This is a genomic window from Opitutia bacterium, from assembly GCA_016217545.1.
Lineage (GTDB): Bacteria > Verrucomicrobiota > Verrucomicrobiia > Opitutales > Opitutaceae > Didemnitutus.
Genome location: JACRHT010000002.1, coordinates 443,076 through 463,669, shown reverse-complemented (window position 1 = coordinate 463,669; position 20,594 = coordinate 443,076). Strand labels below are relative to the sequence as shown.

Annotated in this window: 20 protein-coding genes; 17 read left to right on the top strand and 3 right to left on the bottom strand. The window is 66.5% G+C overall.

The window, feature by feature from the left end:
- Positions 1 to 2: 2 nt before the first annotated feature.
- The 16 genes from HZA32_02065 to HZA32_01990 all read left to right on the top strand — a co-directional run bounded on the left by HZA32_02065 (position 3) and on the right by HZA32_01990 (position 15,851).
- Positions 3 to 179 (top strand): hypothetical protein, encoded by a 177-nt coding sequence (locus tag HZA32_02065; GenBank protein MBI5422843.1) that lies wholly within the window; start codon positions 3 to 5, stop codon positions 177 to 179.
- Positions 172 to 1,596, top strand: a complete 1,425-nt coding sequence (locus HZA32_02060) for a UDP-N-acetylmuramoyl-tripeptide--D-alanyl-D-alanine ligase (GenBank protein ID MBI5422842.1) — start codon at positions 172 to 174, stop codon at positions 1,594 to 1,596. Before HZA32_02065 ends, HZA32_02060 begins: the two co-directional genes overlap by 8 nt.
- 3 nt (positions 1,597 to 1,599) lie before the next feature.
- Positions 1,600 to 2,715 (top strand): phospho-N-acetylmuramoyl-pentapeptide-transferase, encoded by a 1,116-nt coding sequence (locus HZA32_02055; protein ID MBI5422841.1) that lies wholly within the window; start codon positions 1,600 to 1,602, stop codon positions 2,713 to 2,715.
- Positions 2,716 to 2,728: 13 nt separating this feature from the next.
- Positions 2,729 to 2,908 (top strand): hypothetical protein, encoded by a 180-nt coding sequence (locus HZA32_02050; protein ID MBI5422840.1) that lies wholly within the window; start codon positions 2,729 to 2,731, stop codon positions 2,906 to 2,908.
- A 257-nt stretch (positions 2,909 to 3,165) separates the two neighbouring features.
- A complete protein-coding gene (locus HZA32_02045) occupies positions 3,166 to 4,101 on the top strand; it encodes a LysM peptidoglycan-binding domain-containing protein (GenBank protein ID MBI5422839.1) in 936 nt (311 codons plus the stop codon).
- A gap of 117 nt (positions 4,102 to 4,218) precedes the next feature.
- Positions 4,219 to 5,289, top strand: a complete 1,071-nt coding sequence (locus tag HZA32_02040; GenBank protein MBI5422838.1) for a cell division protein FtsW — start codon at positions 4,219 to 4,221, stop codon at positions 5,287 to 5,289.
- A 142-nt stretch (positions 5,290 to 5,431) separates the two neighbouring features.
- Positions 5,432 to 6,571, top strand: coding sequence for a UDP-N-acetylglucosamine--N-acetylmuramyl-(pentapeptide) pyrophosphoryl-undecaprenol N-acetylglucosamine transferase (locus HZA32_02035; protein MBI5422837.1), 1,140 nt, complete (start codon positions 5,432 to 5,434; stop codon positions 6,569 to 6,571).
- Positions 6,571 to 7,524, top strand: a complete 954-nt coding sequence (gene murB, locus HZA32_02030; protein MBI5422836.1) for a UDP-N-acetylmuramate dehydrogenase — start codon at positions 6,571 to 6,573, stop codon at positions 7,522 to 7,524. Before HZA32_02035 ends, murB begins: the two co-directional genes overlap by 1 nt.
- Entirely contained in the window at positions 7,521 to 8,450 is a 930-nt protein-coding gene (locus HZA32_02025; GenBank protein MBI5422835.1) for a D-alanine--D-alanine ligase, read from the top strand. The genes murB and HZA32_02025 overlap by 4 nt, the downstream gene beginning before the upstream one ends.
- Positions 8,447 to 9,448, top strand: a complete 1,002-nt coding sequence (locus tag HZA32_02020) for an FtsQ-type POTRA domain-containing protein (protein ID MBI5422834.1) — start codon at positions 8,447 to 8,449, stop codon at positions 9,446 to 9,448. The genes HZA32_02025 and HZA32_02020 overlap by 4 nt, the downstream gene beginning before the upstream one ends.
- Positions 9,441 to 10,652 carry a cell division protein FtsA gene (gene ftsA, locus HZA32_02015; protein ID MBI5422833.1) on the top strand — a complete coding sequence of 404 codons (1,212 nt, stop codon included), beginning with the start codon at positions 9,441 to 9,443 and terminating at the stop codon, positions 10,650 to 10,652. Before HZA32_02020 ends, ftsA begins: the two co-directional genes overlap by 8 nt.
- Before the next feature lie 10 nt (positions 10,653 to 10,662).
- A complete protein-coding gene (gene ftsZ / locus HZA32_02010; GenBank protein MBI5422832.1) occupies positions 10,663 to 11,961 on the top strand; it encodes a cell division protein FtsZ in 1,299 nt (432 codons plus the stop codon).
- 5 nt (positions 11,962 to 11,966) lie between these two features.
- Positions 11,967 to 12,518, top strand: coding sequence for a serine hydrolase family protein (locus HZA32_02005; GenBank protein MBI5422831.1), 552 nt, complete (start codon positions 11,967 to 11,969; stop codon positions 12,516 to 12,518).
- Between the two features lie 41 nt (positions 12,519 to 12,559).
- On the top strand, positions 12,560 to 13,591 hold the full coding sequence (obgE, locus tag HZA32_02000; protein MBI5422830.1) for a GTPase ObgE: 1,032 nt from the start codon (positions 12,560 to 12,562) through the stop codon (positions 13,589 to 13,591).
- Between the two features lie 42 nt (positions 13,592 to 13,633).
- The gene (locus HZA32_01995) at positions 13,634 to 14,122 is read left to right on the top strand and encodes a hypothetical protein (protein ID MBI5422829.1); all 489 of its coding nucleotides are present in this window, start codon (positions 13,634 to 13,636) and stop codon (positions 14,120 to 14,122) included.
- A gap of 1 nt (position 14,123) precedes the next feature.
- Positions 14,124 to 15,851, top strand: a complete 1,728-nt coding sequence (locus tag HZA32_01990) for a type II/IV secretion system protein (protein MBI5422828.1) — start codon at positions 14,124 to 14,126, stop codon at positions 15,849 to 15,851.
- Between the two features lie 13 nt (positions 15,852 to 15,864).
- Here the strand turns inward: HZA32_01990 and HZA32_01985 are convergent, their stop codons facing one another.
- Complete coding sequence (locus HZA32_01985) at positions 15,865 to 16,551, bottom strand: histidine phosphatase family protein (GenBank protein ID MBI5422827.1); 687 nt, start codon at positions 16,549 to 16,551, stop codon at positions 15,865 to 15,867.
- On the opposite strand from HZA32_01985, the gene HZA32_01980 reads away from it, so the two are divergent.
- Complete coding sequence (locus HZA32_01980; protein MBI5422826.1) at positions 16,550 to 17,068, top strand: GNAT family acetyltransferase; 519 nt, start codon at positions 16,550 to 16,552, stop codon at positions 17,066 to 17,068. The genes HZA32_01985 and HZA32_01980 overlap by 2 nt on opposite strands.
- A 101-nt stretch (positions 17,069 to 17,169) precedes the next feature.
- On the opposite strand, the gene HZA32_01975 is transcribed toward HZA32_01980, so the two are convergent.
- Both HZA32_01975 and HZA32_01970 read right to left on the bottom strand, forming a co-directional pair.
- Positions 17,170 to 18,540, bottom strand: coding sequence for a DHA2 family efflux MFS transporter permease subunit (locus HZA32_01975; protein ID MBI5422825.1), 1,371 nt, complete (start codon positions 18,538 to 18,540; stop codon positions 17,170 to 17,172).
- A 162-nt stretch (positions 18,541 to 18,702) separates the two neighbouring features.
- Entirely contained in the window at positions 18,703 to 20,400 is a 1,698-nt protein-coding gene (locus HZA32_01970) for a hypothetical protein (protein ID MBI5422824.1), read from the bottom strand.
- Between the last annotated feature and the right edge of the window lie 194 nt (positions 20,401 to 20,594).

Here is a 20,594-nt window from a genome sequence, read left to right as displayed (position 1 = left end):
CAGTGAACCACGCCAACGACAATTCTCCCCGCTCCGCGACCAAGGCCGGAGCCACCGACGCCATCAAACCGGCGGCGACTTGGGTGCGCGCGCAGCGCGTGCCGCGCCGCAAACAAACCGACCGCACGAGCGCTTTGCAGCTCGGCGCCATCAACCTCGCGAGCAACCACCATGCGTGAGTTCATCCCGCAGTCGCTCGCGTCTTGGACCGGTGGTCGTTGGACAACGATGCCGGTCTCGTCGCTTTCGGGCTTCAATCAGGACACCCGCACGCTGTCCGCCGGCCAGGTTTTCGTCGCGCTGAAGACCGACAAACGCGACGGCCACGATTTCCTCGCGGATGCCGCCGCGCAAGGCGCCGCCGCCGCGCTGGTCGCGCGCGAGATTTCCGACTCCGCGCTTCCGCAACTCGTCGTCGCCGATCCGCTCCGCGCCTTTCAAGCCATCGCCGCCGCGCACCGCCGCGCTTTCCCGGGCCGCGTCGTCGGCATCACCGGCAGCGCCGGCAAAACTTCGACGAAGGACCTCGTCGCGCTCCTGCTCGGCGATGTAGCCGGGGTCGCTGACCCCGGCCCGGTCTCAGCGAGACCGGCGACAACGCCGAGCTCCCCGGTTTTCAAAACCCAAGGCAATCTCAACAACTTCATCGGCGTCCCGCTCACGCTCACGCAACTCGACCCGGCCGCGCACGCCGCCGCCGTGATCGAGGCCGGCATCAACATGCCCGGCGAAATGCGCGACCTCGCGGGCATGATCCAGCCTGACCACGCGATCGTGACGTTCGTCGGCCCGGCGCACCTCGAGAAGCTCGGCTCGCTCAATGGCGTCGCGGCGGAGAAAGTCCAGTTGCTCACCGCCGTGCGCGCGGGCGGCCTGCAGGTTTTTCCGGTGTCGTGCTGGCAATACGAGGCCTTCCGTTCGCTCGCGAACCCGCTCGTGCTCGTGCCGGCGAACGAGGCGATGGTGCGTGTCGACGGACAGACGATCGTTTTCACGGTCCTGCATCGTCCTGATCGCACCGAGGTCACGCTTGGCGCGAAGCGCACGTTCATTCTCCGTCGCGTGTCCGGTGGCATGGCGCAAAACGCCGCGCTCGCTCTCGCGCTCGCCTCCGAACTCGGCGTCGATGACGCGACGCTGCAGCAGCGCCTCGCCACGTGGCAGCCGTCGAAATGGCGCGGCGAGATGCAGCGGGTGGGGGAGGCGGAGGTCTACTGCGATTTCTACAACGCCAATCCCGCCTCGATGACCGACGCCATCGCGGCTTTCGCGAGCCTCGCGCGGCCGGAACTGCCGCGCCTCTACGTGCTCGGCGGCATGGAGGAACTCGGCGCGCAGGCGGCGGAGTTCCATCAACAGCTCGGCCGCACGATCCTGCTTCGGCCGGGCGATTTCCTTTTCACGATCGGCACGCACGCCGCCGCGTTGCGCGAAGGCCTCCTCGAAAACGGCAACGACCCCGCGCAGATCGCGGTCGTCACCGACGTCGCGCCCGTCCGCGCCCGTCTCGCGTCTTTCAAGGGCACCGCGTTCCTCAAGGGCAGCCGCCGCTACCGCCTCGAAACCATCCTCGATCCCCACGCCGACACGCACTGAGCCATGCTGAGCTACCTCGCCGACTACGAGCAATACTTCGGACCGCTGCGCCTCTTCGCGTCGCAGACGTTCCGCATCATCATGGGTTCGGCCACGGCGCTGATCATCGGGTTCATCATCGGACCGATGTTGATCCGCAAATTCCGCGAGTTGAAATTCGGCCACGGCTACATCGACGAACGCACCGGCGCGCTCGGCGCGACCTACTTCGACAAGAAGCACACGCCGACGATGGGCGGGCTGATCATCTTCCTCTCCGTGTTTCTCAGCAGCGCGCTCTGGGCGCGGCCCAACATCTGGGTCTTCGTCGCGCTGTTCGTCTACGCTGCGCTCACCGTTCCCGGCTGGCGCGACGACTACCTGAAGGTCGTCCACAAGAACAAGGACGGCATCAAGGCCTGGGAAAAGATCGGCTGGCAGTCGCTCGCGACCGGCGTCGCCCTCGCCGCGCTCCTCTGGCATCCGACCAGCGCGCAGAAAATTCGCGAGCTCTGGGTGCCGTTCTTCAAGGACGCCGTCATGGCCCACATGCCGTGGTGGCTGCTGCTCGTGTTGATCTATCTCTGGATCGTCGGCTTCTCGAACGCCATCAATCTCACTGACGGCCTCGATGGCCTCGCGGTCGGTTGCACGATCACGGTCGCGCTCGTGCTCGGCATCATGGCCTACATCGCGGGCAACTCGATCTTCTCGGAATACCTGCTGCTCAGCCACGTGCCCGGCGCGGGCGAACTCACGGTCGTGTGTGGCGCGCTCATCGGCGGCTGCATGGCGTTCCTGTGGTTCAATTCGCATCCGGCCGAGGTGTTCATGGGCGACACCGGCTCGCTCGCGCTCGGCGGGCTCATCGGCGTCATCGCCTTCATGATCCATCAGCCGCTCACCCTCGTGATAATCGGCGGCGTGTTCGTGATGGAGCTGCTCTCGGTCGTTTTCCAAGTGAGCTGGTTCAAGTTCACCAAGCGCCGCTACGGCGAGGGCCGCCGGCTCTTCCGCATGGCGCCGATCCATCACCATTTTCAGAAGCTCGGCTGGCCGGAGACCAAGGTCGTGCTGCGCTTCTGGGTTCTCTCCCTCGGCTTCGCCCTCATGGGCCTGGCCACGCTGAAACTCCGCTAACCCCCGAAAAACCATGCCCGTCGACTTCAGCTCCGATCTCTCGCCCAGCTTTCGTGAAATTTCCCACGCCGGTCTTCTGCTCCTCCACAAGCCGCTCGTTCGCTCGGCGGCGAAGCTCCGCCGCCTCCGCCGCGGCGTGACGCTCCCCGAGCTGCCGCTGAAGACCGCCCGCACTTTCGCAGGAGTCCGCTGACAGGTTCTTTATCCATCACCTTAACCGGAACCAACCACTGCTGTTAACGGACACCTGCTCGTTTTCCATGACCATCCCCCTCGTCATCGTCGCCCTCCTGATCGTCCAGGCGCTGCTCACGCTCGACACGCCGCGAAACGATCCGTGAGCGACCCGCGCGCCGCCGCCTCCACGCGATTCGTCAATCGCGTGGAAAGCTCCGTCCGCGACCCATTTTTAGATAGCAAATCGCCGAATCCCAAACCCATACTTCGCCCATGAAAATCCTGCAGATATTCGGTTACGTGGTCGCCGTCCACGTAGTTGCGTTTATCGTCATTTTCGCCAGCCCGGGTTGCCAATCGAGCCCGCGCAACGTTCCGACGCCGGACGCCACCGTGCCCACCGCCAGCGGTGATGCCGGCAGTCCCGTTGCCTACAACCCCGCTCCGGTCGACACCGGTGCCGTGAGCTACGCGCCCGCGCCGCAACCCGGCCGCGCCGAGCCCACGCGCCCCGGCTCGCCGAACGCCGTGGCGGTGACGCCGGCCAAGGCCGCCGAGGAAGTCGCGCCGGTCAGCACCTACACCGTCGGTCGCGGCGACAGCCTCTGGAGCATCGCGAAGAAAAATCACATGACCGTGGCCGAGCTCGCGAAGGCCAACAGCCTCGCCGTGGGCGCGACCTTGAAGCCGGGCCAGAAACTCATCGTCCCGGGCAAAGTCGTCCCGAAGGACCTCGCCGCCGCGCCCGCGACGAGCACGCCGGCTGCCACGACACCCGCCGCCACCGCCCCGGCTCGCAGCGCTGACGCGGTCACCCACGTCGTTCAGTCCGGCGAGAGCCTCGGCACGATCGCGCGCCGCTACCAAGTCACGGTCGGCGAACTCGCCGCCGCCAACAGCATCACCGACCCGACCAAGGTCCGCGCCGGCCAGAAGCTCGTCATCCCGGGTTTCAAGGCCGTCCCGCAAAAATCCACCGCCACGAAGACGCCCGCGACGAAGAGCAGCAGCGCCACCAAAGCCGCGGCTCCGGCCAGCACCTCCGCGACGCAACCGGCCGCCGAACCCACCGTCAGCACCGCCCCGCATTTTGAAATCGCCCCGCCGCCTCCGGGCCAGGATCTCGACGCCGGCTTGAAGGACCAGCCGACCGACGTCCCGACGATCAAGGTGGACGAATCGAAGACGCAGACGCCGCCCAAGGGCTAACGCCGAATCGCCAATCCCCCGGTGAGTTCGAGCGACGCGCCACCTTCTTCTCCCCGCCGCCACCTCACGATCACTCCCGCGAGCGTCATTCTCGTGTGCGTGGCCGCGTTGCTGGCCATGGGACTGACCGTGCTGTTTAGCGCCAGCTCGCGCGCGTTGGGTGGCCCGCAGTCGTATCTGTTCAAGCAACTCATCTTCCTCGCGCTCTCGATCGGCATCGCCTGGATCGTGGCGCGCGTCGACCTGGAAGGCATGCGACGGTTCGCCTGGATTCTCGCCGGGGTGACCCTGTTCGGTTTGGTGCTCGTGCGCATCCCCCACATTGGCGTCAACGTGAAGGGCAGCTGGCGCTGGTTGAATCTCGGCTTCACGCGCCTGCAGGTCTCCGAATTCGCCAAACTCGCGATGGTCTTCGCGCTGTCGCACTACCTCGCGCTCAACCAGAACAAGATGGAGGACCTGAAGCGCGGTTTCATTTACCCGTGCCTCGGCATCGGCCTTTTCGCCGGTCTGATCATCATCGAGCCCGATTTCGGCACCGCGTTCCTCTGCGCGAGCGTGGGCATGATCCTGCTCTTCCTCGCGGGCGGGCGCCTCAAGTTCATCCTCCCGAGCGTGGCGTTCGCGCTCATGGGTTTCGTGCTGCTCGTGCTGCACAACCCGAACCGCTTGCGCCGCATCACGGCCTTCATGGACGTCGAGGCGAACCGCAGCGAGGGCGCGTATCAGCTCTGGCAGGCCATCCTCGCCTTCGCGGCGGGCGGCGTCGACGGCGTCGGCATCGGCAACGGTCGGCAACAGCAGTCGTTTCTCCCGGAGGCGCACACCGATTTCATTTTCGCGATCATGGGCGAGGAGATGGGCCTGATCTTCACACTGCTCACCGTGATCCTCTTCATCGCCTTGTTCGTCGCCGGGCTCATGCACGTGCGCCGAGCGCCGAATCTCTTTCAATTTCTCCTCGTGACCGGCTGCCTGCTCCTGATCAGCCTGCAGGCGATCATCAACCTCATGGTCGTGACCGGCATGATGCCCACCAAGGGCATGTCGCTGCCTTTCATCAGCGCCGGCGGCTCCAATCTCCTGCTGATGGGATTCCTCATCGGCGTCATCATCAACACCGCGCGCACGTGGGAGCGGCCGAAGCCGCTCGAGCGCAAGCGCGCGCTGGCGGAAATCGAAGCGTAAGTGCGATGAAGTGCGAAGTGACAACTAACAAGGACCAAGAGAATCCAAACCCTCCGGGGTGGCGTGATCGCACCGCGCGAGCGGCGCGCTTCTTGAGCCTTGTCCCTTGTCACTTGCCACCTCCTCCCGAAGGGAGGCCGACATGAGCCGTTTTCTCATCGCCTGTGGCGGCACCGGCGGACACCTCGCGCCGGGCATCGCGCTCGCCGAGGCTCTCCGCGCGCGCGGCCACGACGTGCGCCTGTTCATCTCGCACAAGAAGGTCGATTCGCGCCTCGCGGAGAAATACCCGCACCTCACGACCGCCACCGTGCCCGGCGCGCCGTTCGGCCTACGGCCGGACGTGCTGGCGCGCTGCGTGTTCAAGCAGACGCACGGTCTCGTCTTTTCGCTGAAATACCTCGCGGCGTTCCGCCCGCACGCCGTCGTGGGCTTCGGCGGCTTCACCAACGCCGGCGTCACGCTCGCGGCGCGCTTTCTCGACATTCCCGTCGCGCTCCACGAGGCGAACCGCATTCCCGGCCGTGCCGTGCGCCTGCTCTCGCGTTTCGCGCAGCGACTCTACCTGCCGCCTGGCGTGCGTCTGCCCGGACGACTTGGCCTGATGGTGCGCCACACCGGCTTGCCGGTGCGCCCGGAGGTCGTGCGCCTCTCGCGCACCGAGGCGCGGGCTCAGCTCGGCGTCGACGCGACGCAGAAGCTGCTCGTCCTCGTCGGCGGTAGCCAGGGCTCCGGCAATCTGAATCAATGGGTGGTCGACAACCTCCACGCGCTCGCGGGCGAAGGCGTGCAGGTCTGGTGCGTCACCGGCTTGGGCAAGGGCGAGGCATCCGTCCGCGAACTGCGCTCGAAGAAAGGCGAAGTCGTCCGCGCGTGGTTCGAGCCGTTCACCGACCGCATCGGCGTGCTGCTCTCCGCCGCTGACCTCGTCGTCAGCCGCGCCGGCGCCGGCACGATCGCTGAACTCGTCCGCTGCGAAGCGCCCGCCGTGCTCATCCCGTATCCATTCGCCGCCGACAATCACCAGTGGGCCAATGCGCGCTACTTCGAGCAACAAGGCGGCGGGCTCGTCATCGACCAGAACGCGCTCTCGCTGCTGCGGCAGGAGGTGTTCGACATCCTCTTCAACGACTGGCTCCTGAACAAATTTCGCGAAAACCTGCACCGCATGGCGCACGAGGACGCCGTCGCGACGATCGTCACCGACCTCGAGGAGCTCGCCCAGCGTCTCCCGCCGCGTCGCCATCTCCGGCACACGCCGGCCCCCGCTTCCCCGTCCTGATGAGCACGGCCGCCGCAGCTTCCTGGAACGATTTCGTCGCCGCCGTGCGTCCTGCGCTCGACGTCGCGACCAAGCTCGTCGAACGCGAGCCGCTCGCACCGAAGACCACGATGCGCGTCGGCGGTCCGGCGCGCGTTTACGCCGAGCCGGCCAACGCCGCGGATCTCGCCGCTTTGCTCGCCGCGGCCCACGCGCGCGGCCTCCCGACCTACATGCTCGGCCGTGGCTCGAATCTTCTCGTGCCGGACGAAGGCGTCGAAGGCCTCGTGATTAGTCTCGCGCACCCGAGCTGGCAGGCGTTCGAGCCGCAACCCGACGGTCGCGTGTGGGTCGGCGCGGGCTTGCGCTTGAAAAATCTCTGCGGCCTCGCGGCGAAGGCCGGCCTTTCCGGTTTCGAATTCATGGAGGGCATCCCGGCCAGCGTCGGCGGCGCGCTCCGCATGAACGCCGGCGCGATGGGCGGCTGGACCTTTGACGTCGTCGACGAGGTTCACCTCATGACGCTCGCGGGCGAGAAGCGCGTGATGAAAAAAGCCGCGATGCACGTCGACTACCGCCATTGCGCGGAGCTCGAGACCGCCGTTGCGCTCGGCGCTTTCCTCGTGCCGCGCCAGCACGCGGACGCCGCGGCGATCAAGCAGCAGATCGAGGCCTACACGAAGAAGCGCCAGGAATCGCAGCCGCGCGAACCGAGCGCCGGGTGCATTTTCAAAAATCCGCCGGGCACCTCCGCCGGCAAGGTCATCGACGAGTGCGGGCTGAAGGGCGAACGCGTCGGCGGTGCCGAGGTCTCGCGCGTGCACGCGAATTTCATCGTCAATCGCGACAACGCCACCGCCGCCGATATCCTCGCGCTCGTGCGGGTGGTGCGCGCGCGGGTGAAGGCCGCGCGCGGCATCGACCTCGAGCCCGAGGTCATGTTGTTCGGTTCCGACTGGAAGAAATTTCTATGAGCTCTCCCATCATCGCCGTCTTCGCAGGCGGCACCTCTCCTGAACGCGAAGTTTCCCTCGGCTCCGGCAAAGCCGCCGCCCTGGCGATGGCGACGTCGTTCCCGACCCAGTTGTTCAACATCGAGGCCGACGCGCTGCCGGCGGATCTCGATCCGAAGCGCCACGTCGTCTTCTCGACGCTCCACGGCGTGTTCGGCGAGGACGGCGGCATGCAGCGCTTGCTCGAGCAGACGGGCGTCGCCTACGCGGGTTGCGACGCAGCGGGCTCCGAGCTGTGCTTCGACAAATGGCGCACGCGACAGGCCGTCTCCGCGATGGGGGTGCGCGTCGCGCCCGGCCGCGCGTTCGACGTCACAAGCAAGCCGAAGGCCTCCGTGCTTTCCGACGAACTCGGTGAACAGGTCGTGTTGAAGCCGAACCGGCAGGGCAGCAGCGTGGGCCTGCAGATGATCTCCTCGCGTGCGGGCCTCGAAATCGCCATCGCGGGCATCCGCCAAGGCGATTGGATCATCGAAAAACGCATCGTCGGCCGCGAACTCACCGTCGGCCTGCTGCGCGGCCGCGCCATGGGCGTGGTCGAGATCACGCCGAAGTCCGGCGTGTTCGACTACACGAGCAAATACACCAAGGGCATGACGGAATACACCGCGCCCGCGCCGCTCTCGTCCGAGCAGACGGCCGAAGTGCAGCGCGCGGCCGAGACCGCGTTCGCCGCCTGCGGTTGCCGCGACTACGCGCGCATCGACTTCATCCTCGCGCCGGACGGCGAACTTTATCTGCTGGAAATCAACACGCTGCCCGGCATGAAGGAAACGAGCCTCTTGCCGATGAGCGCTCGCTGCGTGGGCCTCGATTTCAACGCGCTTTGCCGCGAACTGGTCGCGCCCGCCCTCGAGCGCTTCGCCGGCAGCACCACGAAGAAATGAGCGAGGAGAAGGACAACGCCGCAGCCGAGCGTTCCTGGCGCACCATTCGCCAGGACGTGACGCCGCGCGCGATGTCCGCCCGCGGCCGCCGCCGCCGCCAGATCGCATGGTTGAAGGTCATTTCCCTCGTCGCCCTCACCGGCGCGGCGGGCTGGGGCATCTACGAGATGGTGCACACGTGGGAAAACGACCGCGCCGCCATCGCCTCCGCAGTGAAAAGCGAGCCGGTGAAGGACATCCTCGTCGTCACCGACGGCGTGCTCGGCAAGGAGTGGGCGGCGCGCCTGCTGGCCGTGCCGCGCAACACCACGCTCATGGCGCTCGATCTCTCCGCGCTGCGCGAGAAACTGATTTCCGCCGGCCAAGTCCGCATCGCGGTGCTCACGCGCAGCTTCCCCGACACGCTCGTGATCGACCTCAAGGAGCGCACTCCGGTCGCCCGAATTCAGGTCGAGGACCGCTTGGAGAAGAAGCAGCTGCTCGTCGCGAAGGACGGCGTCGTCTACGAAGGCTACGGCTACGACAAGGCCCTGCTCGCGACGCTTCCGTGGCTTGCGGATTTCCGGCTGCGCCGCACCGAGGACGGCAAAAGCTACGCTCCGATCGAGGGCATGAAGCAGGTCTCCGATCTGCTCACCACCGCGCAATTGCAGGCGCCGCATCTCTACCGCGAGTGGCTCTTCGTGTCCCTCGCGCGCCTCGCCACCCACGAGGAAATCACGGTCAAGGCGCAGGACATCCCGGAGATCGTCTTCAGCGCGAAGCAGGACTTCTTCCGCCAGATCGCGCAGCTCGACATGATCGTCGACGAGACGAAGCGCACGCTCGCCGAGCCGCAGATCCAGTCGGTCAACCTCGCGCTCGGACCGCAGGTGCCGGTGAAGCTCGCGCAGACGCCCGAGCAGCTCACGAAGCAGGCGCAGAGCGGCACCGCCGCGCCGGCCTTCCAGCTTTCTCCTTCTTCCTCCACGAAACGGAAACCTTCACGTGATCTCTAACGGCAGCAGAATCATCGGTGCGGTCGAAATCGGCACCGGCAAAATCGCGGTCCTCGTCGGCGAAATCGCCCGCGGCCGCGCGCTCAACATCATCGGCGTCGGCCTCTCGCAGTCGCGCGGCGTGATGAAGGGCGAGGTCGTCGACTACAAGGCCGCCTCCGAAGCCGCGCACCACGCGCTCGAGATGGCTGAGAAAAAAGCCGGCGCGCGCCTCGACGAGGTCTGGCTCGCGCAGACCGGCCCGCATCTCGACGGCTTCTACAACGAGGCCTCGGTGAACGTGAAGTCGGCCGACAACACCGTCACGCAGCTCGACATCTCCACCGTCTGCGACCTCGCGAAGGAAAAGGAGCTGCCCGCCGGCCGCACGCGCATCCACGAGTTGCGCCGCCCGTTCCGCCTCGACGGCCGCGTCGTGGCCGATCCCGAGCATCTTTCCGGCAGCCGCCTCGAAGTCGGTTACTGGATCGTGCACGGGCAGGAGAGCAAGGTGAGCGACAACATCCACGTCGTCGGCGGTTATCACCTCGAGGTCCGCGAACTCGTGCTCTCCTCGCTCGCGAGCGGCGCGTTGCTCACGACGCAGGAAGAGCGCATCCACGGCGCGCTGGTTCTCGACGTCGGCAAGGGCATCACGGATTACGTCCTCTATCGCGACGGCCACGTCGCCGCGACCGGCACGCTGCCCGTCGGCGGCGAACACGTGACGAACGATCTCGCGATCGGCCTCCGCGTCACCACGACGCAAGCTGAGATGCTGAAACTCCGCCACGGCCGCGGCACGGTGCAGACGCGCGACAAGGCCGACAAAGTCTGGCTCAACGGCGACATGTCCTTCGGCGACCGCCAGATTGCCCGCGGCGCGATCGAGACGATCACGAGCGCGCGCGTGCAGGAGATTTTCGAAATCGTGCAGAAGAAGCTCGGCCCGAAGCTCTCGGTCGAGCACTGCGGCGCGGGCGTCGTCCTGACTGGCGGCACCGCCAAGATGCCCGGCATCGACGAAGCGGCGAGCCGCGTCTTCGGCCTGCCGGTGCGGCGCGGCGAAGCGCCGTCGTGGGTGAAGGACGAGTTGAAGGACCCGATGTTCAGCACCGTGCTCGGCGTCTTCCAGTTCGGCTTCAAGCACGCCTCGGAACACCACGTGCCCGCGCGCCGCAAGGGCGGCAGCATCTTCGCGGGCCTGACCAAGTTTTTCGGCTGAGGACTCGACGATGAACAACGAACTTCCCCTCGAAGCCCTCACGGATCGCGACATCGGCATCAAGCTCGTCGGCATCGGCGGCGGTGGCTCCAACGCCGTCGACCGGCTGAAGATGGAGAACCTTGATCGCCTCCAACTCGCGGTCATCAACACCGACTTCAAGGCGCTCAGCTCCTCGCCGGTGCAGGACAAGATTCTCATCGGCACCAGCGTCACGCGCGGCCTCAGCGCCGGCGGCGACCCGGCGCTCGGTTACCAGGCGGCCGACGCGGATCGCGAAAAGATCACCGAAGTCGTGCGCGGCAACGATCTCGTGTTCCTCGTGGCCGGACTCGGCGGCGGCACCGGTTCGGGCGCGACACCCGTCGTGGCGGAAATCGCCCGCGAGGCCGGCGCGCTCGTCATCGCGTTCGTCACGCTGCCGTTCAGCTTCGAAGGCGGCCGCCGCCGCAAGCAGGCCGAGGAATCGCTCGACGAACTCCGCAAGCAGTGCCACGCGGTCATCCCGCTTTCGAACGACCTGTTGCTTCAGGAAGGCACGGAGCAGACGAGCGTGCTCGACTCGTTCGCCCGCGCCGACGTGTGGATGGGCCGCGGCGTGAAATCGATCTGGGCCATGCTCTCGCAGACCGGCCTGATCAACGTCGACTTCCAGGCGCTGCGCACCGCATTCCAGACGCGCGGCGGCAAGACCCTGTTCGGCCTCGGCACCGGTGAGGGCGAGAACGCCGCCGACGCCGCGTTCGAGGACCTCAAGAATTGCCCGCTGCTCGCCACGCCGGAGTTCGCCCGCAAGGCCGACCGTCTGATGGTGAATATCACGGGAGGCGCCGATCTCAGTCTGACGAAGGTCAATCAGCTGATGACGGCGGTGACCGAGGAATTCGGCCGCGAGGCGCACGTGATCATGGGCGCCGTGATCGATGAGGCGTTGCAGGGCAAGGTCGAGGTCTGCGTCATTGGCGCGACCGACATCGGTGGCCGCACCTTCACGCGCGCCAAGCCGAACACTCCCGCCAAACGCCCTGAGCGCGCGCCAGCCGCGAGCGAGGACGCGGAAGGTGAATCCGCTCCGGCGAAGCCGTCCGCGCCCGCCGAACGCGAGCGTGCGGCGCGGCCCAGCAGCGCGTCGGCCAAGGCTGCGGCGCACGATCCGAACAAGCCCCAGCAGGAGGAGTTTGGCTTCGGCGGCGTCGCCGAACCCGCCGCGAATCGCGGCTCGTTCGACAAGTCCGACCGCAATCTCTTCGAAGGCCAGGACCTCGACGTGCCGACGTATCTGCGCCGCGGCATCAAGGTGACGGTCTGAGCCCGATGTCCGGGCATTTTCCGATTTTGCTCGTGCCGGGCTATTCCGGCGGAGGCCCGTTGCACTGGATGCGTGCGTGGCATGCGGCGAATCCGGCGTGGCCGCGGATGGCGCTGGCCGACTGGCTTTCGACTTCACCGCAGGATTGGGAGGACGCGCTCGAGCGCACGCTCGCGGTGTTGCCGGGTCCCGCGGTCGTGATCGCGCACAGCGTCGGTTGCATCACGGTGGTGCGTCACGTCGCACGCGGCGGCGGCAAGATTGCGGGCGCGTTCCTCGTCGCGCCGTCCGACGTGGAGCGGGCTCCCGATTTGCCGATGCTGCGCGGCTTCGGACCGATTCCGCGCGGGCGACTGCCGTTTCCGGCCGTGGTGATCGCGAGCACGGACGATCCTTATGCGAGCGTCGCGCGGTCGACGGAATGGGCCGAAAACTGGGGCGCGGAGTTGCGGGTCTTGGAAGGGTTGGGGCACATCAACTCCGACTCCGATCTCGGCATGTGGCCGGTGGGGCAGGCGCTTTGGCGGGAATTCCTCGACCGCCTGCCGGGCGCCTAACTCCGCTTGGCAAGCGCGCGGGATTCTGCACCGTGGGGGGCATGTTCATCGACGAATGCACCATCAAAGCCCGCGCCGGCGACGGAGGCCGCGGTTGCGTGAGCTTTCGTCGCGAAAAATTTGAGCCTTGGGGCGGCCCGAACGGCGGCGATGGCGGCCGCGGCGGCCACGTCGTGCTGCGCGGCGATGACGACCAGAACAATCTCATCGATTTCAAATACAAGCCGCACTGGAACGCCGAGCGCGGCGAGCACGGGCAGGGCAAGGACTGCAACGGTCGCGAAGGCCGCAACGCGATCCTCCGCGTGCCGCTCGGCACCGTCGTCTATCACCTCGAGACCGGCGCGGTCGTCACCGAGATCCTCGAGGACGGCCAGGAGTTCATCCTCTGCAAGGGCGGCAAGGGCGGCTTCGGCAACACGCGTTTCAAGTCGTCGGTCAACCGCGCGCCGCGCCAGTTCGGTCCCGGCGAGCCCGGCGAGTATGGCGAGTATCGTCTCGAGCTGAAGAGCATCGCGGACGTCGGCCTCGTCGGTTTCCCCAACGCCGGCAAGTCCTCGCTCACCGGCCTCATCACGAAGGCGCACCCGAAGGTCGCCGCGTATCCGTTCACGACGTTGCAGCCGCAGATCGGCATCATCGAGTATGAGGAGGAATACGATCGCCTCATCCTCGCCGACATTCCCGGCCTCATCACCGGCGCGAGCGAGAACAAGGGTCTCGGCCATCGCTTCCTTCGCCACATCGAGCGTTGCGCGCTGCTGTTGATCATCGTCGACATGGCCGGCACCGACAACCGCGACCCGCGTGACGACTACAAGCAGTTGCTCAAGGAACTCGAACTCTACGATCCGGAGCTGCTCGAGAAGCCGCGCCTCGTCGCCGCGAACAAGATGGACGAGGACGCCGCCGTCGTGAACCTCAAGAAATTCAAGACGCGCTACAAGAAGGTGGAGCTCGTCCCGATCTCCTGCCTGAGCGAGGAGGGGATTCCCAAGCTTAAGAAAGAACTGCTAAAACGCGTGCGGAAGCTGCGGAAGAAGCAAAAGGCATCGCCAGCCCCCGCCGCGTAACGCAACGTGCGCTCTCCCATGATGGAACATCGGCCCCTCCTCATGCGCGCCAACCGCCTCCTCGGCTCGGCGCTCGTCGAGCACAACCTCGTGAAGTTCGAGGATCTCGAAGCCGCCAACGAGCGCGTGCTCGAACTGGCGGGGCAGGGCGATTTCCGGCAGGCCTCCGTGCTTGGCATCCTCGCGCTCGAGAAGAAGGTCGTCCGTGAAGAGGACGTGCTGCACGCCGTGATGGAGGAACATCAACTCGGCGTCGTCGACCTCCGCCACTACGACGTGCCGGACGACATCCGCAAGAATCTCGACCTCGGCATGTGCTGGGCGAGTTGGACCGTCCCCTACGACAAGGAGGAGGATTTCTGGCTCGTCGCGACCGCTTACTACCTCAGCCCGGCCGTCCGCACCGCTTGGGAAAAAAAGCTCGGCGGTCACATCGTCTGGCACGCGACCACGATGGACGTGATCGCCGATTTTCTCGACCGCCAGCAAACCGAACGCGAGGCCGCCGCGAAGACCCACCCCGCTTCCTGATATGCCGCTCGGACGCGTCCAGACCCACATCGTCGACAAGCTGGTCGAACTCGGCAAGCTGAGCGCCGAGGCGCGCGCCGCCGTCGTCAACCACGCCGACGACCTCAACGGCGACCAGCTCGACGCGTTGCTCCAGACCGAGCACAAGGTCACGCCGTTCCCGCTCCACCTCGCGAAGTGCCGCGCGCTCGGCCTCACGCCCTTCAACGTCGGTCGCTACAAGCTCCACAACGCCACGTTCGAGAAGATCGATTTGGAGTTCTGCCAGAAGAACACGATCCTGCCCGTCGGCCAGGTCGGCGACTTGCTGCTGGTCGCGTTCTCGAATCCCTTCGACACGCAGCTCGCCGCCAAGATCGCCGAGAAGACCGGCATGCGCGTCGCGCGCCTCCTCGGTGCCGAGAAGGACATCAAGGAGAAGCTCAAGAAGGACAACGCGCCCGAGCAGGTCCAGTTCTCCGACGTCGTCGACCAGCTCGGCGCGCAATTCTCCGAGGACGAGGTCGAGATCCGCGAGGAAGACCTCACGCACGAGGACTCCGCGCCGATCATTCAGCTCGCCAATCGCATCATCGAGGACGCGTATTTCTCCGGCACTTCCGACATCCACATCGAGCCGCAGGAAAAGGACCTCGTCGTTCGTTACCGCATCGACGGCCTCACCCAGGAAAAGCTTCGCCTGCCCGCCAAGGTCGCGGGCGCGCTCGTCGCGCGCCTGAAGATCATGTGCAACCTCGACATCGCGGAACGCCGCCTGCCGCAGGACGGACGCATCGTCTTCAAGCAATTCAACAAGAAGGGCGTCGACATCGACCTCCGTGTCTCCACCGCGCCGCTCAATCACGGCGAAGGCGTGGTCATGCGTATCCTCGACAAGCAGAAGTCCACGCTGCCGCTCCCGGCGCTCGGCTTCACCGAGGAAAATTTGGCCAAATACCGCGAGTGCATCCGCCAGCCCTACGGCATGATTCTGCATTGCGGACCGACCGGCTCGGGCAAGTCGATGACGCTCTACTCGGCGCTGAACGAGATCAACACGCCCGACATCGTCATCCGCACCGCCGAGGATCCGATCGAATACACGCTGCCCGGCATCAACCAAATGCAGATGCACCGGCAGATCGGCCTGACCTTCGCCGCCGCGCTGCGCGCCTTTCTCCGTCAGGATCCGGACATCATTCTCGTCGGCGAAATCCGCGACAAGGAGACCGCCAACATCGCCGTCGAGGCCGCGCTCACCGGCCACTTGCTCATTTCCACGCTGCACACCAACGACGCGCCGAGCACCGTGGCGCGCCTGACCGACATGGGCATCGAGTCGTTCATGGTGTCGTCTTCGCTCGTCTGCGTCTGCGCGCAGCGCCTCATGCGCCGCGTCTGCAAGACCTGCCGCGTCGGCTACGAGCCCGAGGGCCGCGAGCGCGACATCATGGAGCGCGCCATCGGCTGGACGGGCGGCACGATCTTCAAGGCGAATCCCAAGGGCTGCCCGAAATGCGGCGGCACCGGCTACAAGGGCCGCGTGGGCATCCACGAATTGATGGTCACCAACGAGGAGTTGATCGAAGGCATCAACAAGGAACTCGAAACCGCCGAGCTGAAGAAGATCGCGATGCGCGGCGGCATGAAGACGCTGCACCAGGACAGCATCATCAAGGTGAAGGAAGGCCTCACCACGCTCGCCGAAGCGCTCAGCACCGTGCCGCAGGATATGGAACTGCGCGGCTGACGCCGCGCAGGATTCAGCGCCGCGCCGCTTGCGCCGGCAGCGGCCAACCCGGCCCGCGGCCGCTCCAAGTCTGCTGTTCGCGCGGGACGTGCGAGACGTCGTTGAAAACCTGCAGGCGCGTCGTGCCGTCGGCGCGCACTTGGATGATCGTGATCGAGCAGTTCGCGATCTCCATCCGCGTCCATTGCCGCGGGTCGACGCCGAGCGCGCGACAGACGAACCAGCGGATGACATTGCCGTGACAGGCGAGGATTTCGCTCGTCGAAACACCCTTCGCCGGCTGCGTGTAGCGCTGCCAAGCCCGTTCGAGCTGTGCCGTTGCGCCGGCGTCCACGTCCTTCTCGGCGACGCCCGCGCCGGGAGGCGTGCATTCGTTGAGCGACTCGTCGCGGGCGCAGGCGAAACGGAGTTTCGCGGCGATCGCGTCGCCCGTTTCGCGGGCGCGGGTGAATTCGCTTGAGGTCACGGCGCTGAATTTCACCGGAAGCGAGGCCAGATGCGCCGCGAGCAACTCGGCTTGCGCTCGTCCGGTGGCGTTGAGGGCGTTGGCGGTTTTGGAGTCCGCGCCAGCCACGGCGTCGTAGTAGCCGTGGCGCACCAGATACAAGGTGCGTGTGACCGGGGGCGTTTGGGCGAGGGCGGTGAGCGTCAGCACCAGCGCAGTGCCGCACACGAGCAGGAAGCGCAGCGGGGAAGGCATGCCGAAGCGTCGCCGACGCGTCCTGTTGCGGCGAGAGCGAAACGCGCTTTGGGCTTTTGCCGGCGCGGCAAATCCGCACGCTCGCGCCGTGAGCACCGAGTGGATCATCCGTCGTTTTGAAACGCGCGACAGCGAGGCGGTCGTGGCGCTGTGGCAGGCCTGCGGGCTCACGCGTCCGCAGAACGACCCGCGCAAGGACATCGCGCGCAAGCTGAAGGTGAATCCCGAGTGGTTTCTCGTCGCCGAGCAGCGCGGCGCAATCGTTGGCAGCGTGATGGCCGGATATGAGGGACATCGCGGTTGGATCAACTATCTCGGCGTGGCGCCGGCATTGCAGCGCGGTGGGCTTGGTCGGCGCTTGATGGACGAAGCCGAGACGCGCCTGCGCGCGGCGGGTTGTCCGAAGATCAACTTGCAGGTGCGCCCCGACAACAAAGCGGCGATCGCGTTCTACGAGCGCATCGGCTTCGCGGTCGAAGGCGCGGTCAGCCTCGGCAAACGGCTGGAGCGGGACTGAGGACAGAGGACGGAAGACGGAGAACGGAGGAAAGCGGCTGTGGACCTTTCCGTCCTCGGTATTCGGTCCTCAGTCCTCCGAGCGTCGCGGCCCGCGCGACGCTACGCGGCGACGGCCTCGTCCTCGCCGGCGCGCGGACGATTGCTGACGTTGTTGCCGTCGTCCGGGTGCAGTCGCCAGAACATGAGCGACGAGATCACGGTCAGGCTGCCGAGCACGAGGAAGGACCGATGCAGCGCCGGAATTAGCAACGCGCGCTCTGATTGCGGAGCGGAGCCGAGGAACCACGCGGCGCAGAGCGACGCGACGGCGACGCCGAACGAGAGCGCCATCATTTGCGCGGTGCTCGCAATGCTGGTCGCCATCGAAGCTTCCCGGTCGGGAATGTCGGCGTAGACGAGCGAGTTCATGCTCGTGAATTGCAGGGCGGAGAAGAAACCCTGGGTGAACGCCAGCGTGAGGATCGCGAGGAGCGGTGTGTTTCCGTCCACGGTGGAGAACACCATCATCGTCACGCCGAAGAGCACGGTGTTGGTGATGAGGACCTGCCGGTGGCCGAAACGTCCGAGGATTTTCTGGCTGATCATCTTCATCAGGATCGCGGCCAGCGCTTGCGGCATCGTGAGCAGGCCGGCCTGCCACGGCGGGTAACCGAGGCCGAGCTGGTAGAGCAGGGGAAGGAGGAACGGCATGCCGCCCACGCCGAGACGCGTGATGATGCCGCCGAGCACGGCGACGTTGAACGTGCGCGTCTTGAACAGCGCGAGCTCCAGCACCGGATGCGGCTCGCGGCTCTCGTGCAACGCGTAGCCGGCGAGCAGCAGAATCGACACGGCCAGCATGAACAGCACCGAACCGGTCTGCATCGAGTGTTCGCCGAAGACCTCGAGCACATACGACAGCAGCGCGATGCCGCTGCCGAAGAGCAGGAAACCCGTGCGGTCCAGCGAAGCGACTTCGGGGTTACGGAAGTCCGGCATGTGGCGTTTCACGAGCCAGAGACCGATGAGCCCGAACGGCAGATTGAGAAAGAAAATCGTCCGCCACGGCAGCCAGTGCACGATGAGTCCGCCGACGAACGGCCCGAGCAGCGGCCCGATCAGCGCGGGAATGACGACGAAGTTCATCGCGGCCATCATCTCGGATTTTGGAAAGGTCCGCACGAGCGCGATGCGGCCGACCGGCGTCATCATGGCGCCGCCGATGCCCTGCAGCACGCGCGCGGCGACGAGCATCGGGATGTTCAGCGCCAGACCGCAGAGCAACGAGCCGAGCGTGAAAGCCCACACCGCCCACGTGAACACGCGGCAGGTGCCGAAGCGATCCGACATCCAGCCGCTGATCGGAATAAACACCGCGAGACACAGCGTGTAGCTGGTCAGCACCGATTTCAGGCTGAGCGGCGCGACCTGCAGGTTCGCGGCCATCGTCGGCACCGCGGTGTTGAGGATCGTCGCGTCGAGATTTTCCATGAACAGCGCCGTCGCGACGATCCATGGGAGAAACCGCTTGGTCTCGGCGATGTCGGTGGCGACGGTCGTGTTGCTCACGTTGGTCAGGAAACCCGCGTTCGGTAGCGCCGCAAGCGCACCGCGCCGACAGTAGGCGGGATTAACCGCCGGGCGCCTCACTTATCATTGGCGCTTCAAACGCTGCGCCTGCACCTCGGCGTCGGTCGGCTGGTCTTCCGGTGCTTCGTCGACGCGGGAGAGAGTGAACAGCGGGCCGTCGTGAACGGTGACGGCGTTTTCCGGCGTCGCACCTTCCGGACCCATGCCCGGCGGCGGCCCGGAGCCCGGCGCGCCGATCGCTCCTGGCGGTCCACCGCGACCGCGCGGAACGCCGGACTTTTCGCTCAGGTAATAAATATGATCGTAGCGCTGCCAGTCCTCGCGGCTCACGGCGGTGGGTTGCGCGATGTGGGTGCGCAACGTCCACGCGGTCCACCATTCGAGTCCGTGATGCGCGACGATCAGCGTGCGTTCCGGCGACGCGATCAGCGGTGCGAGCGTGCGCAATTCGTCGCGTTGCTCCACGGTGAGAATTTGCCTGCCGCCGCGTGCGACGTAGAGCGCGCCGCTCAAGACCGCGAGGAAGACCACCACGATTCCCAGCGTCGCGCGCGGAAGGTCGCGGCGGACTTGGGCGAGGAGAAATGAACCCGCGATCGCCGCCGGCACGACTGCAATCAGCATGAGGCGCTCGGATTTCTGCGCGTCGAAGAATCCCCCGCCAAGCACGGCGGCGCTGACTCCCGCGGCGATCGCCAGGGCGCGGTCCGCCACCGGCAGCGAACTCCAGCGGCGGAGCGCCCAAGCCGTCGCAGCGATGCCGACGCCGAGGAACAACACGCGTGGCAACGTCCCCAATATTCCACGGGGCGCTCCCGGCGGACCGAAACCCGGAGGCGGACGCGGGTGGTCGACCGGCGCGGTGCCTGCGGCGAAATCGGGTGGTGCGAATCCCGGCGGAGGGCCCGGCGGATGATCGCCTCGGTCGCGGGACTCGCTAAGCACGCTCGATGGTTCCGCGATCGCGCGCCAGAGGCGTTGCACGCGCGCCGGGTCGTAGCGGTAGGTGACGGCGGCAGCGCCTGCCAGCGCGACTAAACCAACGAGCGCCGCGAGCAGGAGGCGTCGACGCACTTCAGCCGGTGCGGCTACCGCCGCGACCGCGCCAAGCACGGCGAGAAAGACCAGCGCGGCGCCCAGCACGCCCACGTGCGTCGTGCCGAGCAGCGCGAGCCCGCCGACCAGCGCCGCCGCGCGCACGAGCGTCGGCCCACTGAGGAACCGGTGTGCGGCCCACGCGGTGCCGGCGAGCCAGACGAGCGCGAGCGAGTTCTTTTGGAAATCGCCCGTCATCGAAAGCGGCGCGGCGCTGGCGCAAACGAGAGCCGCCGGCGCGAGGGCGGCGACGAGCGACGGCTGCCCGTCCGCGCGTTGCCAGCGCGCCGCGAGCCACGCGATCGGCAGGGCGGCCATCGGTGGGAGCACGGAGTCGGCAAGTTTCACTGCAAAGACGATGGCGTCATCCAGCGGCCAGCCGGTGATCGCGGCCACGAGACGTGCGAGTCCGGCCTGCAGCCAGAAGGTTAGTGGCAGATCCGGGATGCCCAATCGGCCGTGTTCGAGCAGCGCGCGCGCCTGCACGAAGTAATACGCGCCGTTCATGCCCGGGGCGAGGGGAGTGCTGAATTGCAGCCAGGCGCGCATCGCGCTCGCGGCGGCGCACAGCGCGACAATGCTGGCGAGGGAGCAACGGGCGAAAGCGCGGGACGAAGGGGCGGAGGATTTGGACGAGAGCAAAGGCAGGGAAATGCGTTCGCACATCAGACGCTGCAGGGTGGTTCAAGTTGCATTCTGCACGCGCAATTTCCGGTGTCGACGCGACGCTCGCCTGAGCGTCCGGCCAGCTGACGGCCCGGCAAAACGCGAGGCTTTTCTGCTGTGAATATCTTGTCCGGGTGACCGTGTTTTTTCCGTTGCCGGCACGGAGGCCGGAGCCTCACTTATCCACTTTCCGC